The organism is Jejubacter calystegiae, from assembly GCF_005671395.1.
GTDB lineage: Bacteria > Pseudomonadota > Gammaproteobacteria > Enterobacterales > Enterobacteriaceae > Jejubacter > Jejubacter calystegiae.
Genome location: NZ_CP040428.1, coordinates 1,624,022 through 1,643,925 on the forward strand (window position 1 = coordinate 1,624,022; position 19,904 = coordinate 1,643,925).

Below are 19,904 nucleotides of genomic sequence, written 5' to 3' on the forward strand. Positions count from 1 at the left end.
CTACCCCCGATTAACGGAAAAAGGTTGCCGGTGCAGGAAACGTCCGTGCCCTGCCCGACCAGTAAAGCGTCCGCGTTCGCAGACCACTTCGCCGCGGGAAAGGGTCATGACCGGCCAGCCGTGGCAGGTGAATCCCTCCCAGGGGGAGTAGTCGACGTTATCATGCAGTTCGCTGTGGTGAATGGTGGTACGACAGTGGGGATCAAACAGCACCAGGTCGGCATCACTGCCGGGCATCAGATTGCCTTTACGCGGCCATAAGCCAAAAAGCTGCGCCGGCGTGGCGCTGGTCAGTGCCACGAAGCGTGAAGGGCTGATGCGCCCGGTCGCGACCCCTTCGGAAAACAGCAACGCCATCCGGTTTTCAACTCCGGGCAGACCGTTCGGGCAGCGGGTGAAATCGTCAGCGGCCATCCTCTGGCGCAAGGAGAGCGGGAAGGTGCAGTGATCGGTGGCGACGGTGTTGATACTGCCGTCGGTAATGCCGACCCATAGTTTGTCCTGTTCGCCGTGAGGACGCAGAGGAGGCGTTAATATATATTTCAGGGCATCTGGCCGCTGATAGAGATTGATATCCAGCAGCAGATACTGTGGACAGGTTTCTACCCACACTGGCTGGCACTGCGCTTGTGCTAGTTTGACATATTCCAGCCCCAGTCCATTTGACAGGTGGACGATATAGAGTGGGGCATCACCTGCCAAACGTGCCAGATTGATGGTTCGGGCAATCGCTTCCGCTTCGCAGGCGACTGGGCGACTGCGCGCATGCCAGATGGGGGCAGTTTTCCCCTCTTTGATAAAGCGCTCGCGGTTGTCATTCACTACTGCATTATTTTCCGGATGCACCGTTGCCAGAGCGCCAACTTCTTTCAGACGACGTAATAAATGAAGCGTGTCGGCATCCTGCAGGTTGTACTTATAAGTGAGGTAGAATTTAAAGCTGCTAATCCCTTCCTCGTGAACCATTGATGTCAGTTCATCCAGAATTGCGTCATTGATATGCTGGATTACGCCATGGAAGCTGTAATCAATGACGGCTTTATCACGAGCATATTGATGATACAGTTCAAGTTGGTGATGCAGATTGCAGCCAGTAGGGCCGAATCCCATATGATCGATAATGGTGGTCGTGCCGCCGCAGGCGGCGGCGCGGGTACCGGTAAAGAAGTCGTCACAACTGCGCGCAATTCCAACGTCAATATTAAAATGGGTATGGACATCCACACCGCCAGGCATCACCAGCAGGCCGCTGGCGTCAATCACCTGGTCGACCTGTTTATCAGGGATATCGGCAGAGGTTTGGGCGATTTTTCCATTCTCAATCAGCAGGTCGCGGCGATATTCTCTGTTGGCATCCACCAGGGTACCGCCCTTAATTAATACTTTCATGGCTCTGCTCCCGGGGCGCTTGCACAGGGCGCCTCAGACTGAATACATCCTCTCCCGAGGAGGGAGAGGGGGCACATGTCGCGGCTTATAGCCTCAGACTGGATCTCCCTCTCCCTGATGAGAGAGGGGCCGGGTAAGGGTGTCTCAGGACTGCTGCAGCCAGGTTAACGGAATCGCTGCATACATTGCCGCACAGGTCACCAGATGTGATTTCCAGGTCTTCTCGTTGGGTGCGTGGGCCTCTGGCTCTTTACCGGGGCCGAAGCCAATGACCGGAATACCGTGGCGACCCATAATAGAAACTCCATTGGTTGAGAAGGTCCATTTGTCGACCACCGGATCCTTGTTAAACAGCCCCTGATAAGCCGCGCACAGGCTACGCACCGTAAAGTGATCTTCTTCCACTTTCCAGGTGGGGAAGTAGCATTCGGTGGGGTAGACCAGGCCGGTCCAGGAAGGACGATCGTACTGATAGAGTAACACCCGGGCTTTGGCGGCCTTGACGGCGGGCAGTGCGCGGATCTCTTCCAGCGCCCCTTCCCAGGTTTCGCCCCAGGTCAGGCGGCGGTCGATAGAGACAGCGCAGCTGTCCGCTACCGCACAGCGGCTGGGGGAGGTAAAGAAGATCTCTGAAACGGTCAGGGTACCTTTGCCAAGGAAGTCGTCGTTGCCCAGATGACCAGCCAGAGACTGCAACTCCGTCAGGATCGGCGCCATTTTAAAGATCGCGTTATCGCCGCGCTCCGGCGCAGAGCCGTGGCAGCTGATGCCGTCCACCTCGACCCGGATCTCCATACGTCCACGCTGGCCGCGGTAAATCTGACAGTCTGTGGGTTCGGTACTGACCACAAATTCCGGGCGAATGCCGGACTGTTCGATGATGTACTGCCAGCACAGGCCGTCGCAGTCCTCTTCCTGTACAGTGCCGGTCACTAGCAGGGTATAGTCATCTTCCAGTCCTAACTCTTTGATAATTTTACCGGCATAGACCATTGACGCCATACCGCCTTCCTGGTCCGAAGTGCCGCGTCCTCCGATAATTTCATCGTCTTCCATGCCCTCGTAAGGGTCGAATTTCCAGTTATTGATGTTGCCGACACCGACGGTATCGATATGAGCGTCCATCGCCAGCAGACGCGGACCGTGACCGATATAGCCCAGAATGTTGCCCATGGGGTCGATCTCGATTTTGTCGAAGCCGACCTTTTCCATCTCTTCCTTAATGCGCTGGACAACGCGCTTTTCGTCGCAACTTTCGCTGGGGATCGCGATCATATCGCGCAGAAAGCGCGTCATTTCCGGCTGATAGCGCTGAGCCAGTTTCAGAATGTCGTTGAAGGGTACAGATTTAGCCATAACAGATTTCCTCACTTATTCTTAATTGCTTAAATTGCGTCTTTCCCTTCCCATACCACTTCGCGATAGTGTTGCGGATCGGTATCGCCTTCGGTGCTGATGGCGAGAATGCGTGATTCCGGGGTGAGATTTAATTGCTTCATCAGTGCCGCACGCTTGGGGTGATGCATGACGGCGGCCAGCAGGCCGACGGTGACGGCGCCCGATTCGCCGGAAACGATCTGTGGATCGCCCTCCAGTGGATTGCCCAGCACGCGCATGCCCAGTGCCGCGACCCGATCCTCGCAGGAGATAAATTGCCTGACGTTATCGCGCAGCAGCGGCCAGCCGAGGGGATTAGGTTCACCGCAGGCCAGGCCCGCCATAATGGTGTTCATATCGCCGGAGACATTGACGATGTCACCCTGAAGGGCGGAGCGGTACAGGCAGTCGGCCCGATCGGGTTCCACTACAATGGTGTGTAGCCGGTCAGCGCCGTAGCGATCGGCGAAGTAGCCAAGGACGCCACCCGCCATAGCGCCGACTCCGGCCTGGAGCAAAAGGTGGGTCGGCGGTGCGTTCAGCATGGACTCCATCTGTTCCGCCGCCTCGTCGGCAAGCGTCGCATAGCCCTGCATAATCCATGTCGGCACGTCGGTATAGCCTTCCCAGGCCGTATCCTGGACCACCTCCCATCCGCGTTCGGCGGCCATACGCATAGTCAGGCGTACGGTATCGTCGTAGTTCATATCAGTGACAATGCACTCCGCACCCAGATCGGTAATGTGTTTCACCCGGAACGGCGAAGAGCCTTTTGGCATATAGATAACCGCATGTTGCCCCAGCTCCCGTGCGGCCCAGGCGACGCCGCGGCCGTGGTTGCCATCGGTAGTGGTGGCAAAGGTCATGGGAGGGATGCCCTGCCGACGAAACTTTTCGAAGGAGAATCGTTGAATATCGAGATTCAGCTTCTGGCACAGCAAGCGGGCAATGGCCCAGGTTCCCCCCAGCATTTTGAAGGCGTTAAGGCAGAAGCGCTGCGATTCATCCTTCACCAGCACCTGACTGACGCCAAGGGCCTGGGCGAAGTGGTTCATGGCATACAGCGGCGTGGGGCGATAGCCATTCAGGGTGTGGTGGAAGTGGCGCGCTTCCCGGGCGGTCTGCTGACCGAAGCGCGGATCCGTTTTGGGATGAAAACGCCCGTTGTCGGCGATCGCTATTTTCAGTTCAAACTGTGACATACGAGAATTCCTCAAACATCCCGGACGCCCGCGTATGGCGGCGCCCGGAGAGGTCGTTAGCCGTAAATACGGGGAGTGGCGGCTTCCAGACGTTGCGCCAGCACATCGCCAGGTCTGGCGAACTTGCGGGCGAGGATCATGGCGGCGATGATCCAGGGTTTCCAACTGGCCTCTTTATAGGTGGCGATGCGGTAGCGTTCGAACACGCTGGCTTCCACTTCGCCGCGTTCACAGGAGATGCCAGTAATATCCGCAGGCAGGCAGTGCATATAGAGCGCGCTGCCGTTGCGGGTACGGGCCATCATCTCTTCGGTACAGTGCCAGTGGGTATGGCGGGCGTTTTCCGCCAGGCAGGTTTGTTCCAGCGCCTTCAGCCCCTGGCTGTCGTTCTGGCGCAGTAGCTCGGTACGCTGCTGCATGATTTGCCATGGCGCCCAGGATTTGGGATAGACGATATCGGCGCCCTGGAAGGCCTCTTCCATACTGCTGACCTGACGGAAGCTACCGCCGGAATCCCGGGCGTTATTCTTCGCCACGTTAATGACATCGGGAATCAGGTCGTAGCCCTGGGGATGGGCCAGAGTGACGTCCATTCCAAAGCGCGTCATCAGGCCGATAATGCCCTGAGGAACCGACAGCGGTTTGCCGTAGCTGGGGGAATAGGCCCAGGTCATGGCGATTTTCTTGCCGCGCAGGTTTTCCAGGCTGCCGAAATGCTCTTTAAGCCAGGCGAGATCGGCCATGGCTTGAGTCGGATGGTCGATATCGCACTGCAGATTGACGATGGCGGGGCGCTGCGGCAGCACGCCTTCGGCGAACCCCTCATCCAGCGCCTGTCCTACTTCGCGCATATAGGCGTTACCGGCTCCCAGATACATATCGTCGCGGATACCGATGGCTTCGGCGCAGAAGGCGATCATATTGGCGGTTTCACGCACCGTTTCGCCGTGGGCGATTTGCGACTTGCCTTCATCCAGATCCTGCTGAGTCAGACCGATCAGGTTAAGCGCAGAGGCATAGGAAAAGCGGGTTCGGGTGGAGTTATCGCGAAACAGTGAGATACCCAGGCCATTATTGAATACGCGGGTGTCAATATTACTGGCGCGCAGGGATTTCAGGGCTTCGGCCAGGTAAAGAATCTGTTCCAGCTCGTCACGGCTCTGTTCCCATGTCAGTAAAAAATCCTTTTTATGTAGCTCGGACGGCTTATCGTTGATGATATTAATCAGATGTTTTATCTCTTTCATTTATGAGATCCCTTACGAACACTAATTGACAAGTTCGGGTATATGAGAGGAAGCGACTTCGTTTTCCTGAAGGCGCGCAGCAACTAACAAACAAGTTTTGTGCCAGGTTGTGAGACAGTGCTAAATGTTTGGCATCAGTCATGTTTTTTCATCCCCCCCAGGGAGTAATCTCGAACAACGCCGTTTTTTGAATCAAAGTGTGCGGATTAAGGGGGATCAAAATGAGAAAAGGAAACTCAGTTATCAAAATGAGAGAGCAGGAGGCGGATAACATCTGTGAAAATATCAAAAAAGCCTGTGTCACCATAAATAGTGCCCCTCCAGGCCATTCACTCCTGATGCCAATTCAAAAAACCATTCAGCATTTCGCCAGTCTGTTGGCGAATGTGCTGCATCTTGAAGTGGAAGTGGTGGATAACCAGCTGCTGCGCATTGCCGGTACCGGCCCGTACGGCCAGCGTTTCGGCCAGGTGCCGGCCAGTAATACGGTGTTACTGAAAGAGGTGATGGAAAAAAAGCAGGAAGTGGTGATCTTTGATTCCCGGCAGAACCTGCTGTGTCAGGACTGTACCCAGCGCGAAAGCTGTCGGGAGAGGGGGTTCATTGGCGTACCGATTATTCACCAGCAGCGCTGTCTGGGGGTAATAAGCCTGGTGGCGGTGAATATTACGCAACTGCGTCACCTGCGCGAACATACCAGCATGTTTATTGAATATATTCGTCATATTTCCACACTGCTGGCCGCCAATCTTGCCGTGCTGCACAGGAAGGAGCCGCGTCTTGATCCGCTGTTGCAACGTCTGGTTGCGGGCATCGATCGCGCCGTGATCCTCTGCGATCGTCAGCAAAACGTGGTACTGATTAACGACCGGGCCAGAGAGATGATCGGTCCGGGCGAAGATGCGCTGCTGTGGCAAAATGCCGTGCTGGAATCCTCCCCCAGGCAACAGACCTTCTTACTGCGCGCCGGGGAGAGGCGCTGGCGAATTACCGGCCAGTTTAGCGAAGCGGAAAACGGCGCGTTTTTGCTGCCCTCCGCCTGTCTGCCCGCCGAACGGGAAGGGGAAGCACCGGAACCCGCGGTACCCACCATTAAGAATCTGATCGGAGAATCGGTGGCCATTCGCAAACTCAGGCGCCTGGTCGGCCGCATTGCTGGTAGCCCGTCCAGCGTGATGATTCTGGGAGAAAGCGGCACCGGTAAAGAGGTGGTGGCGCGTGCCATTCATCGTCTTAGCCCGCGCCACGACAAAGCCTTTGTTGCCATCAACTGCGCGGCGATACCGGAAAATCTCCTGGAAAGCGAGCTGTTCGGCTATGCAAAAGGGGCCTTTACCGGTGCGTCGCCTGGTGGCAAGCCAGGTCTGCTCCAGGTGGCTAACGGCGGCACCCTGTTCCTGGATGAAATTGGCGATATGCCTCAAGGCCTGCAGGCGCGTTTGTTGCGTGCCATCGAGAGCCGGGAGGTGATGCCGGTTGGGTCCAGCGTACCGGTGCCGGTGGATATCCGGATTATCTCTGCCACTCATCAGAATCTGGAGGCGCATATTCGTGAAGGTCATTTCCGCGAAGATCTTTTTTACCGGCTCAATGTGATCCCGCTCTGGCTGCCGCCGCTGCGGGAACGGGAAGGCGATGTTGAGCTGCTGATTAACCACTTCATGGACTGGCACGCCCGACGTATTGGACGACGCTGGGCTGGCGTTAGTCCGGAAGTGATGAAGATGCTATGCGCCCACTCGTGGCCGGGCAATGTACGGGAATTAAGTAATCTGGTGGAGTATCTGATCAATATCGTGCCGGAAGGTGAGGTGATTGACAGTGCGCTACTGCCACCGGTCTTCCATTCCCACTATTTCCACGCACCTGCCCCGAAGGCGTCGGGAGAGGGCTGTGCTGGTGTCACCACAGTGGCGGACAGCGCCCAATCGAATCTTAAATCGGTAGAGAGAACGCTAATTGAAGAGGCATTACAGCGCACCCGTAATAAGAAACAGGTCGCCGATGAGCTGGGCATTGGCGTGGCCACCCTGTACCGCAAGATTAAAAAGTACGGCCTGGCGTAAGACGTTCATACGCTTTGCGATACTGCGATGGCGTATCCAGATCCTGATGGATGGCGTGGCTATCCACCAGCAGGGTTTTACGGCCCTGGCGTTCCATTAACTGCCGTAGAATTTCCTGGGGCCCGGCGTTGAGAATGTGCTCGCGCAGCACGGGGGGCAGCAGTACCGGATGGCCCCGTCCTCCGTTGCAGAAGGGTACCAGGCTCATGTTGCCGCGATGGCGCCACAGCGCGGCATAAATACCGGGATGGATGGCGGGCATATCGCCCGGCACCATAAAAAAGTGATGACCTGGCGTCAGCGCTTGGGCGCCGCGGCGCAGCGATGAGAACATGCCCCGCGCGTAATCGGGGTTATGGCACAGCACTACGCCGGGACGGGCGGCATAGCGCTGGCGCAGGGTTTCGCCCCGAAAGCCGGTGACCAGCACTACGCGCTCGCAGAAGGCGAGCGCGTTATCCAGCGCGCTGTCCAGTACGCAACCGCTGTCGCCCCAGGGCAGCAGCATCTTCCACTGCCCCATTCGCGACGACAGGCCCGCGGCCAGCATCAGACACTGTTTCATGATGATCAGGCCGGTTTCAGAACGGCTTTTATCGATTTGATAATTGGTGCATAGCCGGTGCAACGGCACAAATTGCCTTCCAGCGCGTCGTGGATCTGCGCATTGGTTGGCTGTGGTGTGCTATCCAGCAGTGCTTTGGCGCTCATTAACACGCCGGGCGTGCAGAAACCACACTGGACGCCGCCGTGGCGAACAAAAGCAGTCTGTAACCGCTGGCCGATCTTGTCGTGACGTAGCGCTTCGACGGTTACGACCTCTGCGCCGTCGCACTGGGCTGCCAGTAGCAGGCAGGAGCAGACCGCCTTGCCGTCAACGATAACTGTACAGGCGCCGCATTCGCCAATGGAGCACCCCTCTTTGGTTCCCGTCAGTCGCAGATCGTCGCGCAGAAAATCGATCAGCCGCTGGTTATCTCCGACGTCGTGATGAACGCTGATACCGTTTACTTTCAGTTCAATACGATGCATGTTTCCTCCTTATCTGCCTTTGTTCGCCAGAACTTCTTCTAGCAGCTGCGTAAACATTTCGATCCCCGTCGGCACTTTGTAGGGCGCGGACCAGCGCTTCCCGATGGCCTGTTCCAGCATTTGCTGCAGTAGCGTTGCACCTTCCTGAATCAGTGCCGCATTAAGCTGACGGCCCGTCAGGCATTTCTCCAGGGCGATCAGCCGCTGGGGGTGGCTGAACAGAGCGCCATCGACGATTCGGCAGAAGGTCAGCATGCCGGATTCGTTCACCACGAATTGCCCAGTGAAGCTCTGGCGTGTGATATTCAGCGCATTACGGCGGCCGAGCTGCAGATAGCGCTGCTGAAGCCCCGTATGCTGTTGCGGCGGCGGCAGGAGAATCGCGGTCAGCAATTCACCGGATCCAAGTTGGGTCTTATAGCCCCCGGTAATAAAGTCGCTCAGCGGCATCAGGCGGGGCTCCGCGTCGTGGCGCTGAAGCTCGACCTGGGCATCGTAGATAATAAGCGGCGGCACGGAATCGGCACAGGGCGCGGCGTTGACGATATTGCCACCCACGGTGGCGCGGTTACGTAATTGAAGTGAGCCTATGGTGTTGCAAGCGGTCACCAGCAGCGGATACCGGGAGGCAATACGTTCATGACGGGTAAGATCGCTAAAGCAGACACCCGCACCGATCCGCACGCTGCCATCCTTCTGGGTGGTAATAGTTTTCAGCGCCTTAATGCCGGAGATATCCACCAGCGGTACCGGTGCGGCGTTGAGACGGGCCTGAACCAGCACGTCGGTTCCACCTGCGATAACCCGTCGCTGTGGATCCTCCCTGAGCAGGAACAGTGCCTCTTCCAGAGTGCGGGCCCGGGTAAGAGCCAGGGTATTCAGCCGTAGCACCTGTTTCTTTTCCGCCGATTCGGCCATCAGTTCACTCTGGCGCACCGGTTTTTTCAGCGGATGGCCCAGTTTGACCTGCTCCAGAGTCAGAGGCAGGGCGTAATTACGCTTGCCCATCGCAAAGCTGACGGCGTTATTAAGCGCCGCAGCACCCAGTTCCAGTACGGGTTCGCCAATAACTTTCGCACCGAAGGGTCCCGCGTTATCGTGGTTTTCGACCGGAATAATGGTGATGGGTGGGATATCCTTGATGGTGGGCAGCAGGTAGGTGTCGAAGTTTTCAGACTTCACCTCGCCCTGTTCAATATTAAACTCTTCCAGCATGCCGTAGCCGACCATCCCCTGGGCGATGCCACCGCTAACCTGCCCCTCGAAGCCGACTTTGTTGATGACTTTACCGACATCGTGGACCGCAGTGGCGTGATTGATAGTGATTTTGCCGGTTCGGGTATCCACCACGATATCGGCAATCTGGCAGCCGTAAACCCATGTGAAGTAGGGGCTGCCGGTCCCTTTTTCTTCGTCCCAATGGATTGGCGGGGCAACGTGCCAGCCATAGGCGGAAAGGTTGGCACCGGTAGCGTGGGTGATATTGACGACGTCCCGGAATGCCAGACGATTGTAGGGGTGGCGGCGATTGAAGACTTTACCGTTTTCCCACACCAGATCGTCGGGGCTTTCCACCGACAGTTTTTCGGTAATCGCCGCTACCATGCGGCTTTTGAGCTTATTGGCCGCGTTCAGGATAGCCTGGCCGCCCATCAAAGTACCGCGGGAAGCCACCGTCGAACCGCCGTCGGCGATCATGGCGGTATCCGGTTCGCTGAACATCACCTGATCCAGCCCGATGCCGAACGCCTCGGCGGCGATCATCGACATGGTGGTCTGTAGCCCCTGGCCATTTTCGGAAACAGAAGTCGAGATATTCACGCTGCCGTCGGCGTTTATCTGGATCAACGCTGATGAGGCGTCAAGCCCTTCCGCACCCAGTGAACAGCCGCGGTGGCTAACCGCCAGCCCGATACCGTATTTGAGCGGTCCTCCCTGAGCGTTCAGTTCAGCGTAACGGCGGCGCTTCTCAATAAAATCGGTGCTTTCGATAGCCCTTTCCAGAACCTCCTGGGCGGAGACGGTGTGATCGGTAAACGCCTGACCCGCCATACTGATATCGTTCTGATGCAGTATGTTGCGCAGGCGTAATTCAATGGGGCACATACCCAGCGCATCGGCGACTTCATCCATCAGAGATTCGTTGGCGAAGATCACCTGAGGAGCGCCAAAGCCGCGGTAGGCTGAGGTGTAGTTATTGTTGGTATAGACCCCGGAGAGGTCGATACGTACGTTAGGGATGTTATAAGGTCCGGCTGCCTGGACGGAACTGCGCCAGGTAACGAAGGCGGTCTGCCCGGCGTAGGCACCGGCGTCGGCCAGAATATCGATCTTGATCGCCTGAATTTTAGCCTTATCATCCAGACCGATTTTATATTTCATAATATAGGGATGGCGCTTATAGCTTTCGCGCATCGACTGTTCACGGTTATAGCTCATCTTGACAGGGCGGGAAGTCAGCCAGGTCAGCAGTGCGGCGCGACAGGCCAGGTTATCGATAATATCGTCCTTACCGCCGAAAGAGCCGCCCAGAATTGAACGCCGGACATTCACCTTCGACTGAGCCAGTCCCAGGAATTTCGCCACGAAGCCGCGTACCCGGTGAGCGTTCTGAATTGAGCCATAAACGGTGATAATCTGCTCGTTGTCGTCGAAGCAGGTGGTGATCGATTCGGGCTCGATATAGGCGTGTTCCTGAAAGCCAACCCGGTATTCGCGTTCAAAGATATGGGTGGAATCGGCGAAGCCCGCCTCAATATCCCCCTTCACCGTATGGTGATAAACGATAATATTATTCTCGCGCTCGCCGTGGATGAGTCGTGCGCCGGGACGCAGCGCTTCTTCTACGGAGGTTATCGGCGTCCACGGTGTATAGGTGACTTTAATTTTTTCCGCCGCCAGGCAGGCCGCTTCATAGGTCTCCGCTGCAACGATGGCCACTACATCGCCGCGAAAGGCGATTTCACGCTCGACGATGGGCGGATAGTCGGGAACGACCACCCCAATCTGCTTTTCGCCCGGAATATCCTGCCAGGTGGCGATACGGACCACGCCGGGTACCTTTTCTGCCTCTGACAGATCCAGTGACTCGATGCGTCCGGCGGCGATATCGGCATAGCGGCAGACGCCGTAAAGCATATCCTTCATCACAATATCATCGCCGTATACCGCAAGCCCCTTCACTTTGGCCATGCCGTCGGTACGCGGCACTTCACTGCCCACAGTTGCTGTTTCCATTGAATCAAATCTCCCCTTAATGGATGGAGTCAGGTGCTGCTTATCCTTTGTTTGTCATCGATAAAGCAATGGCTGTGCCAGAGTGCCTGAGCGGGGTTATGGGGCGATGGAGTTGTGAAGTACCGCAATAAAAGCCGCCGCCAGGCGTAAGAGTGAGGCCGCTCGCCTGGGGGATGCGGTTTTCACTGTGAGGCGTTTATTCTCAAAGTGAGACGTTTTGTCTGAGGCATTGCGGTGCTCCGGTTGCGGGTCGGGGGCATTATTTTTGAAGCAGTTCACAAATCTGGCCGCGAAGCGGGCGCGGGCGGCGAACTGCCCCCGTTTTTGCATTTATCCCCGAAGAGCAATGCTGAAAAAAGAATAAGGGATAATGCATGAACAGATTCATTACCGTCGATGCCCGGGAGTGTATTGGTTGTCACGCCTGTGAAGTGGCTTGCGCGGTGGCGCATAATCAGCAAACCTGGCCAGATAAAACGGCGTTTTTCCCCCGCATTCGGGTGGTGTTCCGGGGGGCAGAGAGCGTGGCGGTGGCCTGTCGCCACTGTAACGACGCCCCCTGTGTCGATAGCTGCCCGGTGGCGGCGCTGACCCACCGCGAGCAGGAGATCCATCTGGATGAGGCGCTGTGCATCGGCTGTAAAAACTGCGTGCTGGCCTGCCCCTTCGGCGCTATTGAGATGGTCACGGCGGAGCAGCGTGGCATTGCGCAGAAGTGCGACCTTTGTGAATCGACGGCGCAAGGCCAGCCTGCCTGTGTGACCCACTGCCCCACTCAGGCGGTCACGCTGATGGACGGCGAGGCGCTAAGCACGCTGCGTCAGTATCGTCAGCGGGCAACGGCCAGCGGCGATTTTGGTGGGGTGCAGGCACCGTTGCGCAGCCAGGCGCTGCTGGTCAGACCCGAACGTAAAGGGGCTGCGAAGCTCCCCGCCGACCAGCGTAAAAACCATTTTAACGAGATCTATCTGGCGCTGGATGCTCGCCAGGCTACCCGCGAAAGCGAACGCTGTCTGTATTGCGCCGATAAGGCGTGGTGTAACTGGACCTGCCCGCTGCACAACGCGATTCCCGACTTCATCCGACTGGTCAACCGAGGAGAGATTCTGGCGGCGGCCGAACTCTGCCACCAGACCAGCTCGCTACCAGAATTGTGCGGGCGGGTTTGCCCCCAGGATAGGTTGTGTGAAGGGGCCTGCACCATGCAGCCGCGAGGCGGGGCGGTCAGCATTGGTAATCTGGAGCGTTATATCACCGACAGCGCGCTGGCTCAGGGGTGGCGCCCGGATCTGAGTGCGGTACAGCCGCGGCCAGAGCGGGTGGCGATTGTCGGCGCCGGGCCTGCTGGCCTGGGCTGTGCCGATCTGCTGGCCCGTAGCGGTATTCAGGCGACGGTTTTCGATCGCCATCCTGAAATTGGCGGCCTGCTGACCTTCGGTATTCCTCCCTTCAAGCTGGATAAGCAGTTGCTGCAAACCCGGCGTGAAATTTTCAGCGCGATGGGCATCCGCTTTCAGCTGAATTGTGAAATCGGGCGTGATATCGCGTTTAATACGCTGCTGGAAGAGTTCGACGCCGTCTTTCTGGGTGTGGGAACTTACGGACTGATGGCGGCAGGGCTGGAGCACGAAGACGCCCCCGGCGTGGTGCAGGCATTGCCGTTTCTGATCGCCAGTACCCGGCGAGTCATGGGGCTGGAAGAAGATCCTCAGACCCCCTTTATTGACGTCACCAGCAAGCGGGTAGTGGTGCTGGGGGGCGGCGATACCGCCATGGACTGCCTGCGCACCTCGGTCAGAAGTGGTGCCGCCAGCGTAACCTGCGCCTACCGGCGTGATGAGGCTAGTATGCCGGGGTCGAAGAAAGAGGTGATTAACGCCAGGGAAGAGGGGGCGGAATTCCTGTTTAACGTGCAGCCTCAGTATATCGCTCTCGACCGCCGGGGGCGGGTGAAGGGGGTGGGGATGATCAAAACCTGCATGGGGGAGCCGGGCCCCGATGGTCGCCGCCGTCCTCAGCCGATAGCCGGCTCGGAGTTTGTGTTACCGGCGCAGATTCTGATTATGGCTTTTGGCTTTCAGCCGCATCCCATGCCCTGGCTGACGCGTCACGGCGTGCGCTGCGATGACTGGGGGCTGATTGAGACCGACGGTTCTACCCGTACCAGTCATCCCAGGGTTTTTGCTGGTGGTGACGCGGTACACGGCGCCGATCTGGTGGTGACCGCCATGGCCGCGGGGCGTCAGGCGGCCCGGGATATCGTGGCGTTTCTGGATGACCAGCCGGGGCGGGAGGCGGGATGATGAGCGATTTTATTCAGGTTCAGGCAAATCTGTGTATTGGCTGTCGCACCTGTGAAATTGCCTGTGCTCAGGCCCATGATGGGGAAACGCGCCCGGGAGGTCCTTTTTACCCGCGCCTGAAGGTGGTGAAGCGGGAAGAGGTTAGTGCCCCAGTGATGTGCCATCAGTGCGAGAACGCGCCCTGCGTGGCGGTGTGCCCCACCGGCGCGCTAATTCAGGGGAAACAGAGCGTAGAGATAGAGGGTGCGTTATGCATTGGCTGTAGCGGCTGTGTCGTGGCCTGTCCTTTTGGTGTGATCGAGATTGTAGGCCACCCGGGGCCGGGGGGCATTCAACCGGTAAAGTGCGATCTATGCTGTGCCAGTGAATCGGGACCGGCCTGCGTTGCCGTGTGTCCGACGGCGGCGCTGGAAAAAGTCACTGCCGGTGAAGTGGCGCAAAAAGCCACGGCGCGCCGTCGCACGACGGCGTTCCCGAAACGTGGAGGCTGAATGTTTGCCGGTCCGGGGAATTATTCCCGGTCCGGCTATAAATGATAAATATTACCCAAAAGAGGTGTTTTATCATGATAGTAAATTGTTAAGCTCGTTATGAATAAAGTCGTCATTTGCATCTTATATAATGTGTTCTGAGCTTTTATTGCGCTTTCACCTCACTGTTTATTGCTCTCCGTTAAATATCCATTTATTGTCTGTCGTATTGCGAAATCACTCAGTAAATAATCAGTAGCCTGACATGTGGCGTGGCGCCTTGCGGTCATGGTGAGGGTGAAAATATGATGGTAGATAAATTTAAAAAAATGTTTTCAATGTTTATTTTGTTTATCGTGAGTGTCAGCTTTTCTGCCGCAGCGAATATTGGGAGTGGCCAGATCTCCTTTCGTGGATATATTGTTGATAATGCCGCAGCGGCGGTAAAAAAATGTCTTTCTGAAGCTATCCATCAGGGTATTAGCCAGCGCTGTAGCGGCGAGCAGGGGACCACGGTGCGCTCTACCGTAAATCACATTATGGTCGCGACCATCGATCGTCAGGGGGAGTCCCGGGAACAGGTTAAGGTAAGAAAAGTCTTGCTTAATTTTGACTGAGGGTAGTCGCGCTTAAGATTAGCGTACTTCCTCATAAAGACAATTTGGTTTCATCAATCATTAAACATGATGTTTCCTTCTGGGAATTTAGCGTAAGGCGAGTATTGTTATCGGCAGGCAAGGGAACGACATCAGATGACAACAAACTGACTTGCCGTAAATATCGAGCTTATTCTTAAGGAAACTATCATGAGAAACAATTCGGGCTACCTGGAACTGAAAGACGGCACTCAACTTTATTATAAAGACTGGGGTGAAGGCCAACCAGTCGTCTTCAGCCACGGCTGGCCGCTTTCTTCTGATGCTTTCGAAGATCAGATGCTGTTTCTGGCAAATTCGGGCTATCGGGTGATTGCCCACGACCGTCGCGGCCACGGGCGTTCCTCTCAGCCGTGGGACGGTCACAACATGGATCAGTACGCCGACGATCTGGCGCAACTGACCGAAGCGCTTAACCTGCGAAACGCCATTCACGTGGGTCACTCCACCGGTGGCGGTGAAGTCGCTCGCTATATTGGCCGTCACGGTACTGAGCGCGTTGCCAAAGCGGTCCTGATTGGCGCGGTTCCGCCGATGATGCTGAAAACCGGCTTTAACCCGGCGGGCCTGCCGCGCGATGTTTTTGACGGTATCCGCGAAGGCGTGCGCAACGACCGTTCTCAGTTCTTTAAAGATCTGTCCGAAGCCTTCTATGGATTCAACCGCCCGGGTGCCGCCGTTTCTCAGGGACTGCGCGATAGTTTCTGGATGCAGGGTATGATGGGGTCCATTAAAGCGCTGTACGACTGCGTTGAAGCCTTCTCGGAAACTGACCAGCGCGAAGACCTGCGTAAAATGACTATCCCGACGCTGGTGATTTACGGCGATGACGACCAGATAGTACCGCCGGTCTCTTCCAGCGAAGCGGCGCTGAAACTGCTGCCGGACGGTCGCGGTCTGTGCTACAAAGGCGCGTCACACGGCTTGTGCAGCACCCATAAAGACCGGATTAACCAGGATCTGCTCGACTTTATCCGCGGTTAATCACATCCCAAAGGCGCCGGGCTCCCTGGCGCTTTCTGTTTATCCCTCTTTGCCGCGAAATGTCCGCCGCCACTCGCTGGGGCTGACGCCATAGCGAGCCTTAAACCGCTGCCGGAACGTGACTGGTGACTGAAATCCCGTAGTGCTGGCGATAAAGTCTACCGAATGACTACTGCTTTCCAGAAGCTCCTGGCTGCGACTCAAACGCTCCGCCGTGAGCCATTCTCCTACGCTCATGCCGGTGGCACGCTGAAAGTGTCGGGTAAAGGTACGGCGACTCATGGCAACAAAGTGGGCCAGAGTGTCCAGACTGTGTTGGCTGTCCAGATTATTGCGCAGGTGATCCAACAGTGTGTTGATGTGGGTATCCCGGGTGGTTTCCGGTACCGGTCGTTCAATAAACTGCGCCTGGCCACCCTCCCTGTAGGGGGGAATTACCATGCGGCGGGCGATACGGTTGGCGATACGGCTGCCGCAATACTGACGCACGATATAGAGGCAGCAGTCCAGGCTGGCGGCGGTACCGGCAGAGGTAATCAGCCCGTCGTCATCGACATACAGCGCGTTGGTATCCAGATGAACCTGGGGAAAGTGGCGTACAAAATCCGCCTCTGATTCCCAGTGGGTGGCGGCGCGGCGACCATCCAGCAGACCGGCCCGGGCCAGAACCCAGGTGCCCAGACACAGCCCCACCACCCGGGCACCGCGCTGCCGGGCTTCACGTAGCGCCGCAATTAACGCGGGAGAGGGCGATGCTTCCAGATGCGGCCACCAGGGCACAATCACAATATCCGCCTGGGCTGCCGCAGACAGATCGCCGCTGGCTTCCACAAACATCCCCTGTTCCGAGGCCACCATACCGGGCCGCTCGGCGCAATATTGCAGATGAAACAGCGGTTGTTCCGGCAGTACAGGGCCGAAAATAATGGCGGGTGCCGATATGTGAAACGGACTGAATCCCGGCATAACAATCAGGGCGACCTTAAGCTGGTTCATAACTGATTCCACGAATGATGAAGAGGAAAAAGGTAACAGGCTACGGCACTGGCTATTCCGCCAGCGAAGGGGACAGGTTTTCCGCCAGCCAGTCGCGCAGGGCGCTCACTTTGGGTAGCCTGGCCCGGCTCTTTAGCCAGGCCAGGCTGATCGGCATGCCCGAGATGGAAAGCTCGGGCAGTACCCGCACCAGCGCGCCTTCGGCCAGCGGTCTGGCGAGCAGCCAGGTCGGTAACTGGACAATCCCCTGTCCCGCCACTGCCGCCATGACCAGCCCTTCGGTATCACCCAGTGCCAGTCCGCTGTGCTGAGACTTTAACGCGCCCTCCTGACCGGGAATACGCAGCGGAGACAGACTGCCGTCACCGCGGCAGTAAAGGATGCAGCGGTGCTGGCTGAGCGCCTGTTCGTCTTGCGGTACGTCCCATTGCTTAAGGTAGTGCGGCGAGGCGCAGAGGATCAGACGCTGGATGCCTAACTGATGATGCTCCACCGCACCAGGCCAGATACCGGAGCCGCCGCTGCGCACCAGTAGATCGATACCTTCCTCTACCGGATCGACGAAGCGATCGGAAAAGGTGATATTGGGCTCCAGCAACGGGTGCTGTTCCAGAAAGGAAAGAATGGCAGGCAGTACGTGCAGGCGCCCGTAGCTCACCGGCAGATCGATGCGGATCCGCCCCCGCAGCTCGTGGCTCTGGCGATGCAGTGCCAGCTCGGCCTCTTCCAGGTGGCTCAGCACGCCGGTACAGGCCCGGTAGAAGGATTCCCCCTCTTCGGTCAGCGCCAGATGGCGGGTGGTGCGCAGAAACAGCCGCACCTGGAGCCGCTTTTCGAGTCGCGCCACCGCTTTACTGACCGCCGAAGTGGTCAGATGCAGGCGCTCCGCCGCAGCGGTAAAGCTGCCCGCTTCGGCGACGCAGACAAACACATCAATGCCTTTCAGGCGTTCGGAAGAGAACATAGCGCCTCTGATTGTTGAATTAAATTCCAGGATGTATGGAATATTTACCCGGGATGGATAGTAAATTCCAGTATAGGATTGTCCCCTGCAATAATATTAATTCGGGAGCCCCCTTATGCTGTCCTTTGAAGATACCGTTCGCCTGCGCCATTCGCCGCGCGCCTTTTTATCTACCCCACTGACTGACGAACAAATCCATGAAGTCTTGCAGGATGCGCAGCTCGCGCCTTCCAACTGCAATACTCAGCCCTGGCATGTGCATATCGCTTCCGGCGATACAAAGCGCGCGCTGACCGAAGCAATGCTGCGCAATGATGAGCTGGGGCAAGTGACGCCTGATTTCAGCTTTGATTACGCCGATTTTTACGGCGACTACTTTGCCCGCAGCCAGGAGCAGGCAAAGCAGTACTACGATGTACTGGGGATTGCCCGGGAAGATAAAGACAGTCGCCATCAGGCGCTACTGCGCAACTACGCCTTTTTCGGTGCGCCTCATGTGGCGTTTCTGTTTATGCCGTCGTTTGGCGATAACGTGCGGGTTGCCGGGGATATCGGTATGTACGGGCAGAACTTCCTGCTGTCACTGACCGCCCGCGGCTATGCCGGTATTCCGCAAACTCTGCTGGGATTCCATGCCGACAGCGTGCGCGAAATCCTCGGCGTTTCCGACCAGTACCGTCTGCTGTTTGGCATCTCCTTCGGCTATGAAGATCCCGATGCCCGGGCCAACCAACTGCGAATGGACCGTATTCCGCTGGAACAGAGCGTGGTGTTCCATAAATAACCGCTTTGAGACTCCTCCGCTGTTGCGCCGACGGACCGTTGCGTAGGGTGAAAGCCGGTTAACGGCAGGGTGGTCTTCTATGAAAAGTTATAGTGCGCTGCTGCTGGTGGCGCTGGTTGGAATGAGTTCCGCCAGCGCCCGGGCGGACGATTTGGATAGTGTGGTCAACGACGCGATTAATTCGATTGCCGGGGCGCTGAACGGTAATCGCAACGATGGCGATTATAACGACGACGACGGGCGCTGGCGCGATGACGAGAATCGCCGCTATGACGACGGGCGACAGTATGACGACAGACGGCGCCAGATAGATGAACAGCGGCGCCAGCTTGATGAAGAGCAGCGGCGGCTGGACGAACGACGTCGCCAGTTAAGCGAAGAGGAGCGGCGGCTTAGCGAGGCGCGCTGGCGTTAGGACCGCACCTCCGCCGAATCCAGGCAAATTGTCTGTCCATCGAATCCGGCTTCGATGCCTTCCGGCAGCGGGTTCTCCATCATCCACAGATCGAAGTGGTGGCCGATATGGGTCAGCACCACTCGCGGCGCAGCTATCTGGCGCTTTAGCTCCACGACGGTATTGAGATCGTTGTGATTGCGTGGAGTTTCTGACCGGGGTTCATAAGCGCAGTCAATCACCATTACGTCCGGCCGGTTAGCGGCCAGAAACTTCATGCTTTTTTCCGGTAGCCCGGCGGTGTCGCACAGCCAGGCCAGGCTGCCGTGCGGGCTTTCCAGCAGATAGCCGTAAGTGAGTTTCGAATGATTCAGGGGTAGCGGTGTTACCCTCAGCCCCTGAAGCGTAAAGGCGACGAACGGGGTGAGCGTGTGGCTGAAGTCGAGAAGGCCGGGGTGCTTAAACAGATCGTCGCAGCCGACGGGGTCTGGCGGGCCGTAGACCGTAATGCGGGAGCCTACGCCCCAGCGCAGGGGAAACAGTCCCTGGACGTGGTCCATATGGTAGTGGGTCAGCAGTATCTGGCAGAAGCTGCCTGCGGGGTGGCGCTCCATTAAATCAGGGAAACCGGCGTCCAGTAGCGTCACGCTGTCGTTAAATTGCACGGTGCCGCTACAGGGGCCGCGCCGGAAAGCCGGGTCTCGGCGCGCCCGCTGGCAGGCGGCGCACTGGCAGCCGAAGGCCGGGACCTGGCGGGCATCGCCGGTGCCGCTAAGTACAATCTTCAGGCTCATGGCGCGGCA

Annotated in this window: 17 protein-coding genes; 7 read left to right on the forward strand and 10 right to left on the reverse strand. The window is 57.4% G+C overall.

The window, feature by feature from the left end; genetic code table 11:
- The 4 genes from hydA to ygeW form a co-directional block, all read right to left on the reverse strand.
- Complete coding sequence (hydA, locus tag FEM41_RS07445) at positions 1 to 1,389, reverse strand: dihydropyrimidinase (RefSeq protein ID WP_138095378.1); 1,389 nt, start codon at positions 1,387 to 1,389, stop codon at positions 1 to 3.
- A 144-nt stretch (positions 1,390 to 1,533) separates the two neighbouring features.
- Positions 1,534 to 2,745 carry a YgeY family selenium metabolism-linked hydrolase gene (locus FEM41_RS07450; protein WP_138095379.1) on the reverse strand — a complete coding sequence of 404 codons (1,212 nt, stop codon included), beginning with the start codon at positions 2,743 to 2,745 and terminating at the stop codon, positions 1,534 to 1,536.
- Between the two features lie 29 nt (positions 2,746 to 2,774).
- Positions 2,775 to 3,968 (reverse strand): diaminopropionate ammonia-lyase, encoded by a 1,194-nt coding sequence (dpaL, locus tag FEM41_RS07455; protein ID WP_138095380.1) that lies wholly within the window; start codon positions 3,966 to 3,968, stop codon positions 2,775 to 2,777.
- A 56-nt stretch (positions 3,969 to 4,024) separates the two neighbouring features.
- On the reverse strand, positions 4,025 to 5,215 hold the full coding sequence (gene ygeW / locus FEM41_RS07460; RefSeq protein WP_138095381.1) for a knotted carbamoyltransferase YgeW: 1,191 nt from the start codon (positions 5,213 to 5,215) through the stop codon (positions 4,025 to 4,027).
- A gap of 338 nt (positions 5,216 to 5,553) precedes the next feature.
- On the opposite strand from ygeW, the gene FEM41_RS07465 reads away from it, so the two are divergent.
- A complete protein-coding gene (locus tag FEM41_RS07465) occupies positions 5,554 to 7,281 on the forward strand; it encodes a sigma 54-interacting transcriptional regulator (protein ID WP_138095382.1) in 1,728 nt (575 codons plus the stop codon).
- On the opposite strand, the gene FEM41_RS07470 is transcribed toward FEM41_RS07465, so the two are convergent.
- Genes FEM41_RS07470 through FEM41_RS07480 form a run of 3 tightly spaced genes read right to left on the reverse strand, consistent with a single transcriptional unit; the run spans position 7,259 to position 11,550 of the window.
- The gene (locus FEM41_RS07470) at positions 7,259 to 7,846 is read right to left on the reverse strand and encodes a nucleotidyltransferase family protein (protein WP_138095383.1); all 588 of its coding nucleotides are present in this window, start codon (positions 7,844 to 7,846) and stop codon (positions 7,259 to 7,261) included. The genes FEM41_RS07465 and FEM41_RS07470 overlap by 23 nt on opposite strands.
- 5 nt (positions 7,847 to 7,851) lie before the next feature.
- The gene (locus tag FEM41_RS07475; RefSeq protein ID WP_138095384.1) at positions 7,852 to 8,313 is read right to left on the reverse strand and encodes a (2Fe-2S)-binding protein; all 462 of its coding nucleotides are present in this window, start codon (positions 8,311 to 8,313) and stop codon (positions 7,852 to 7,854) included.
- A gap of 9 nt (positions 8,314 to 8,322) precedes the next feature.
- Positions 8,323 to 11,550 carry a molybdopterin cofactor-binding domain-containing protein gene (locus FEM41_RS07480; RefSeq protein WP_138095385.1) on the reverse strand — a complete coding sequence of 1,076 codons (3,228 nt, stop codon included), beginning with the start codon at positions 11,548 to 11,550 and terminating at the stop codon, positions 8,323 to 8,325.
- Between the two features lie 374 nt (positions 11,551 to 11,924).
- Between FEM41_RS07480 and FEM41_RS07485 the strand changes: the two genes are divergently transcribed.
- The 4 genes from FEM41_RS07485 to FEM41_RS07500 all read left to right on the forward strand — a co-directional run bounded on the left by FEM41_RS07485 (position 11,925) and on the right by FEM41_RS07500 (position 15,963).
- The gene (locus FEM41_RS07485) at positions 11,925 to 13,853 is read left to right on the forward strand and encodes an FAD-dependent oxidoreductase (protein WP_138095386.1); all 1,929 of its coding nucleotides are present in this window, start codon (positions 11,925 to 11,927) and stop codon (positions 13,851 to 13,853) included.
- Complete coding sequence (locus FEM41_RS07490; RefSeq protein WP_138099132.1) at positions 13,853 to 14,344, forward strand: 4Fe-4S dicluster domain-containing protein; 492 nt, start codon at positions 13,853 to 13,855, stop codon at positions 14,342 to 14,344. Before FEM41_RS07485 ends, FEM41_RS07490 begins: the two co-directional genes overlap by 1 nt.
- A gap of 284 nt (positions 14,345 to 14,628) precedes the next feature.
- Complete coding sequence (locus FEM41_RS07495; protein WP_138095387.1) at positions 14,629 to 14,940, forward strand: hypothetical protein; 312 nt, start codon at positions 14,629 to 14,631, stop codon at positions 14,938 to 14,940.
- 189 nt (positions 14,941 to 15,129) lie between these two features.
- Positions 15,130 to 15,963, forward strand: a complete 834-nt coding sequence (locus FEM41_RS07500) for an alpha/beta fold hydrolase (RefSeq protein ID WP_138095388.1) — start codon at positions 15,130 to 15,132, stop codon at positions 15,961 to 15,963.
- A 39-nt stretch (positions 15,964 to 16,002) separates the two neighbouring features.
- Here the strand turns inward: FEM41_RS07500 and FEM41_RS07505 are convergent, their stop codons facing one another.
- Together FEM41_RS07505 and FEM41_RS07510 are read right to left on the reverse strand one after the other, a co-directional pair.
- Positions 16,003 to 16,959, reverse strand: coding sequence for a GlxA family transcriptional regulator (locus FEM41_RS07505; RefSeq protein WP_138095389.1), 957 nt, complete (start codon positions 16,957 to 16,959; stop codon positions 16,003 to 16,005).
- Between the two features lie 52 nt (positions 16,960 to 17,011).
- Positions 17,012 to 17,923, reverse strand: a complete 912-nt coding sequence (locus tag FEM41_RS07510) for a LysR family transcriptional regulator (protein WP_138095390.1) — start codon at positions 17,921 to 17,923, stop codon at positions 17,012 to 17,014.
- A gap of 115 nt (positions 17,924 to 18,038) precedes the next feature.
- Between FEM41_RS07510 and FEM41_RS07515 the strand changes: the two genes are divergently transcribed.
- Together FEM41_RS07515 and yjdP are read left to right on the forward strand one after the other, a co-directional pair.
- Positions 18,039 to 18,707, forward strand: a complete 669-nt coding sequence (locus FEM41_RS07515) for a nitroreductase (RefSeq protein WP_138095391.1) — start codon at positions 18,039 to 18,041, stop codon at positions 18,705 to 18,707.
- Positions 18,708 to 18,786: 79 nt separating this feature from the next.
- On the forward strand, positions 18,787 to 19,122 hold the full coding sequence (gene yjdP, locus FEM41_RS07520) for a DDRRRQL repeat protein YjdP (protein WP_138095392.1): 336 nt from the start codon (positions 18,787 to 18,789) through the stop codon (positions 19,120 to 19,122).
- Here the strand turns inward: yjdP and phnP are convergent.
- The gene (phnP, locus tag FEM41_RS07525; RefSeq protein ID WP_138095393.1) at positions 19,119 to 19,895 is read right to left on the reverse strand and encodes a phosphonate metabolism protein PhnP; all 777 of its coding nucleotides are present in this window, start codon (positions 19,893 to 19,895) and stop codon (positions 19,119 to 19,121) included. The genes yjdP and phnP overlap by 4 nt on opposite strands.
- Positions 19,896 to 19,904 lie beyond the last annotated feature (9 nt).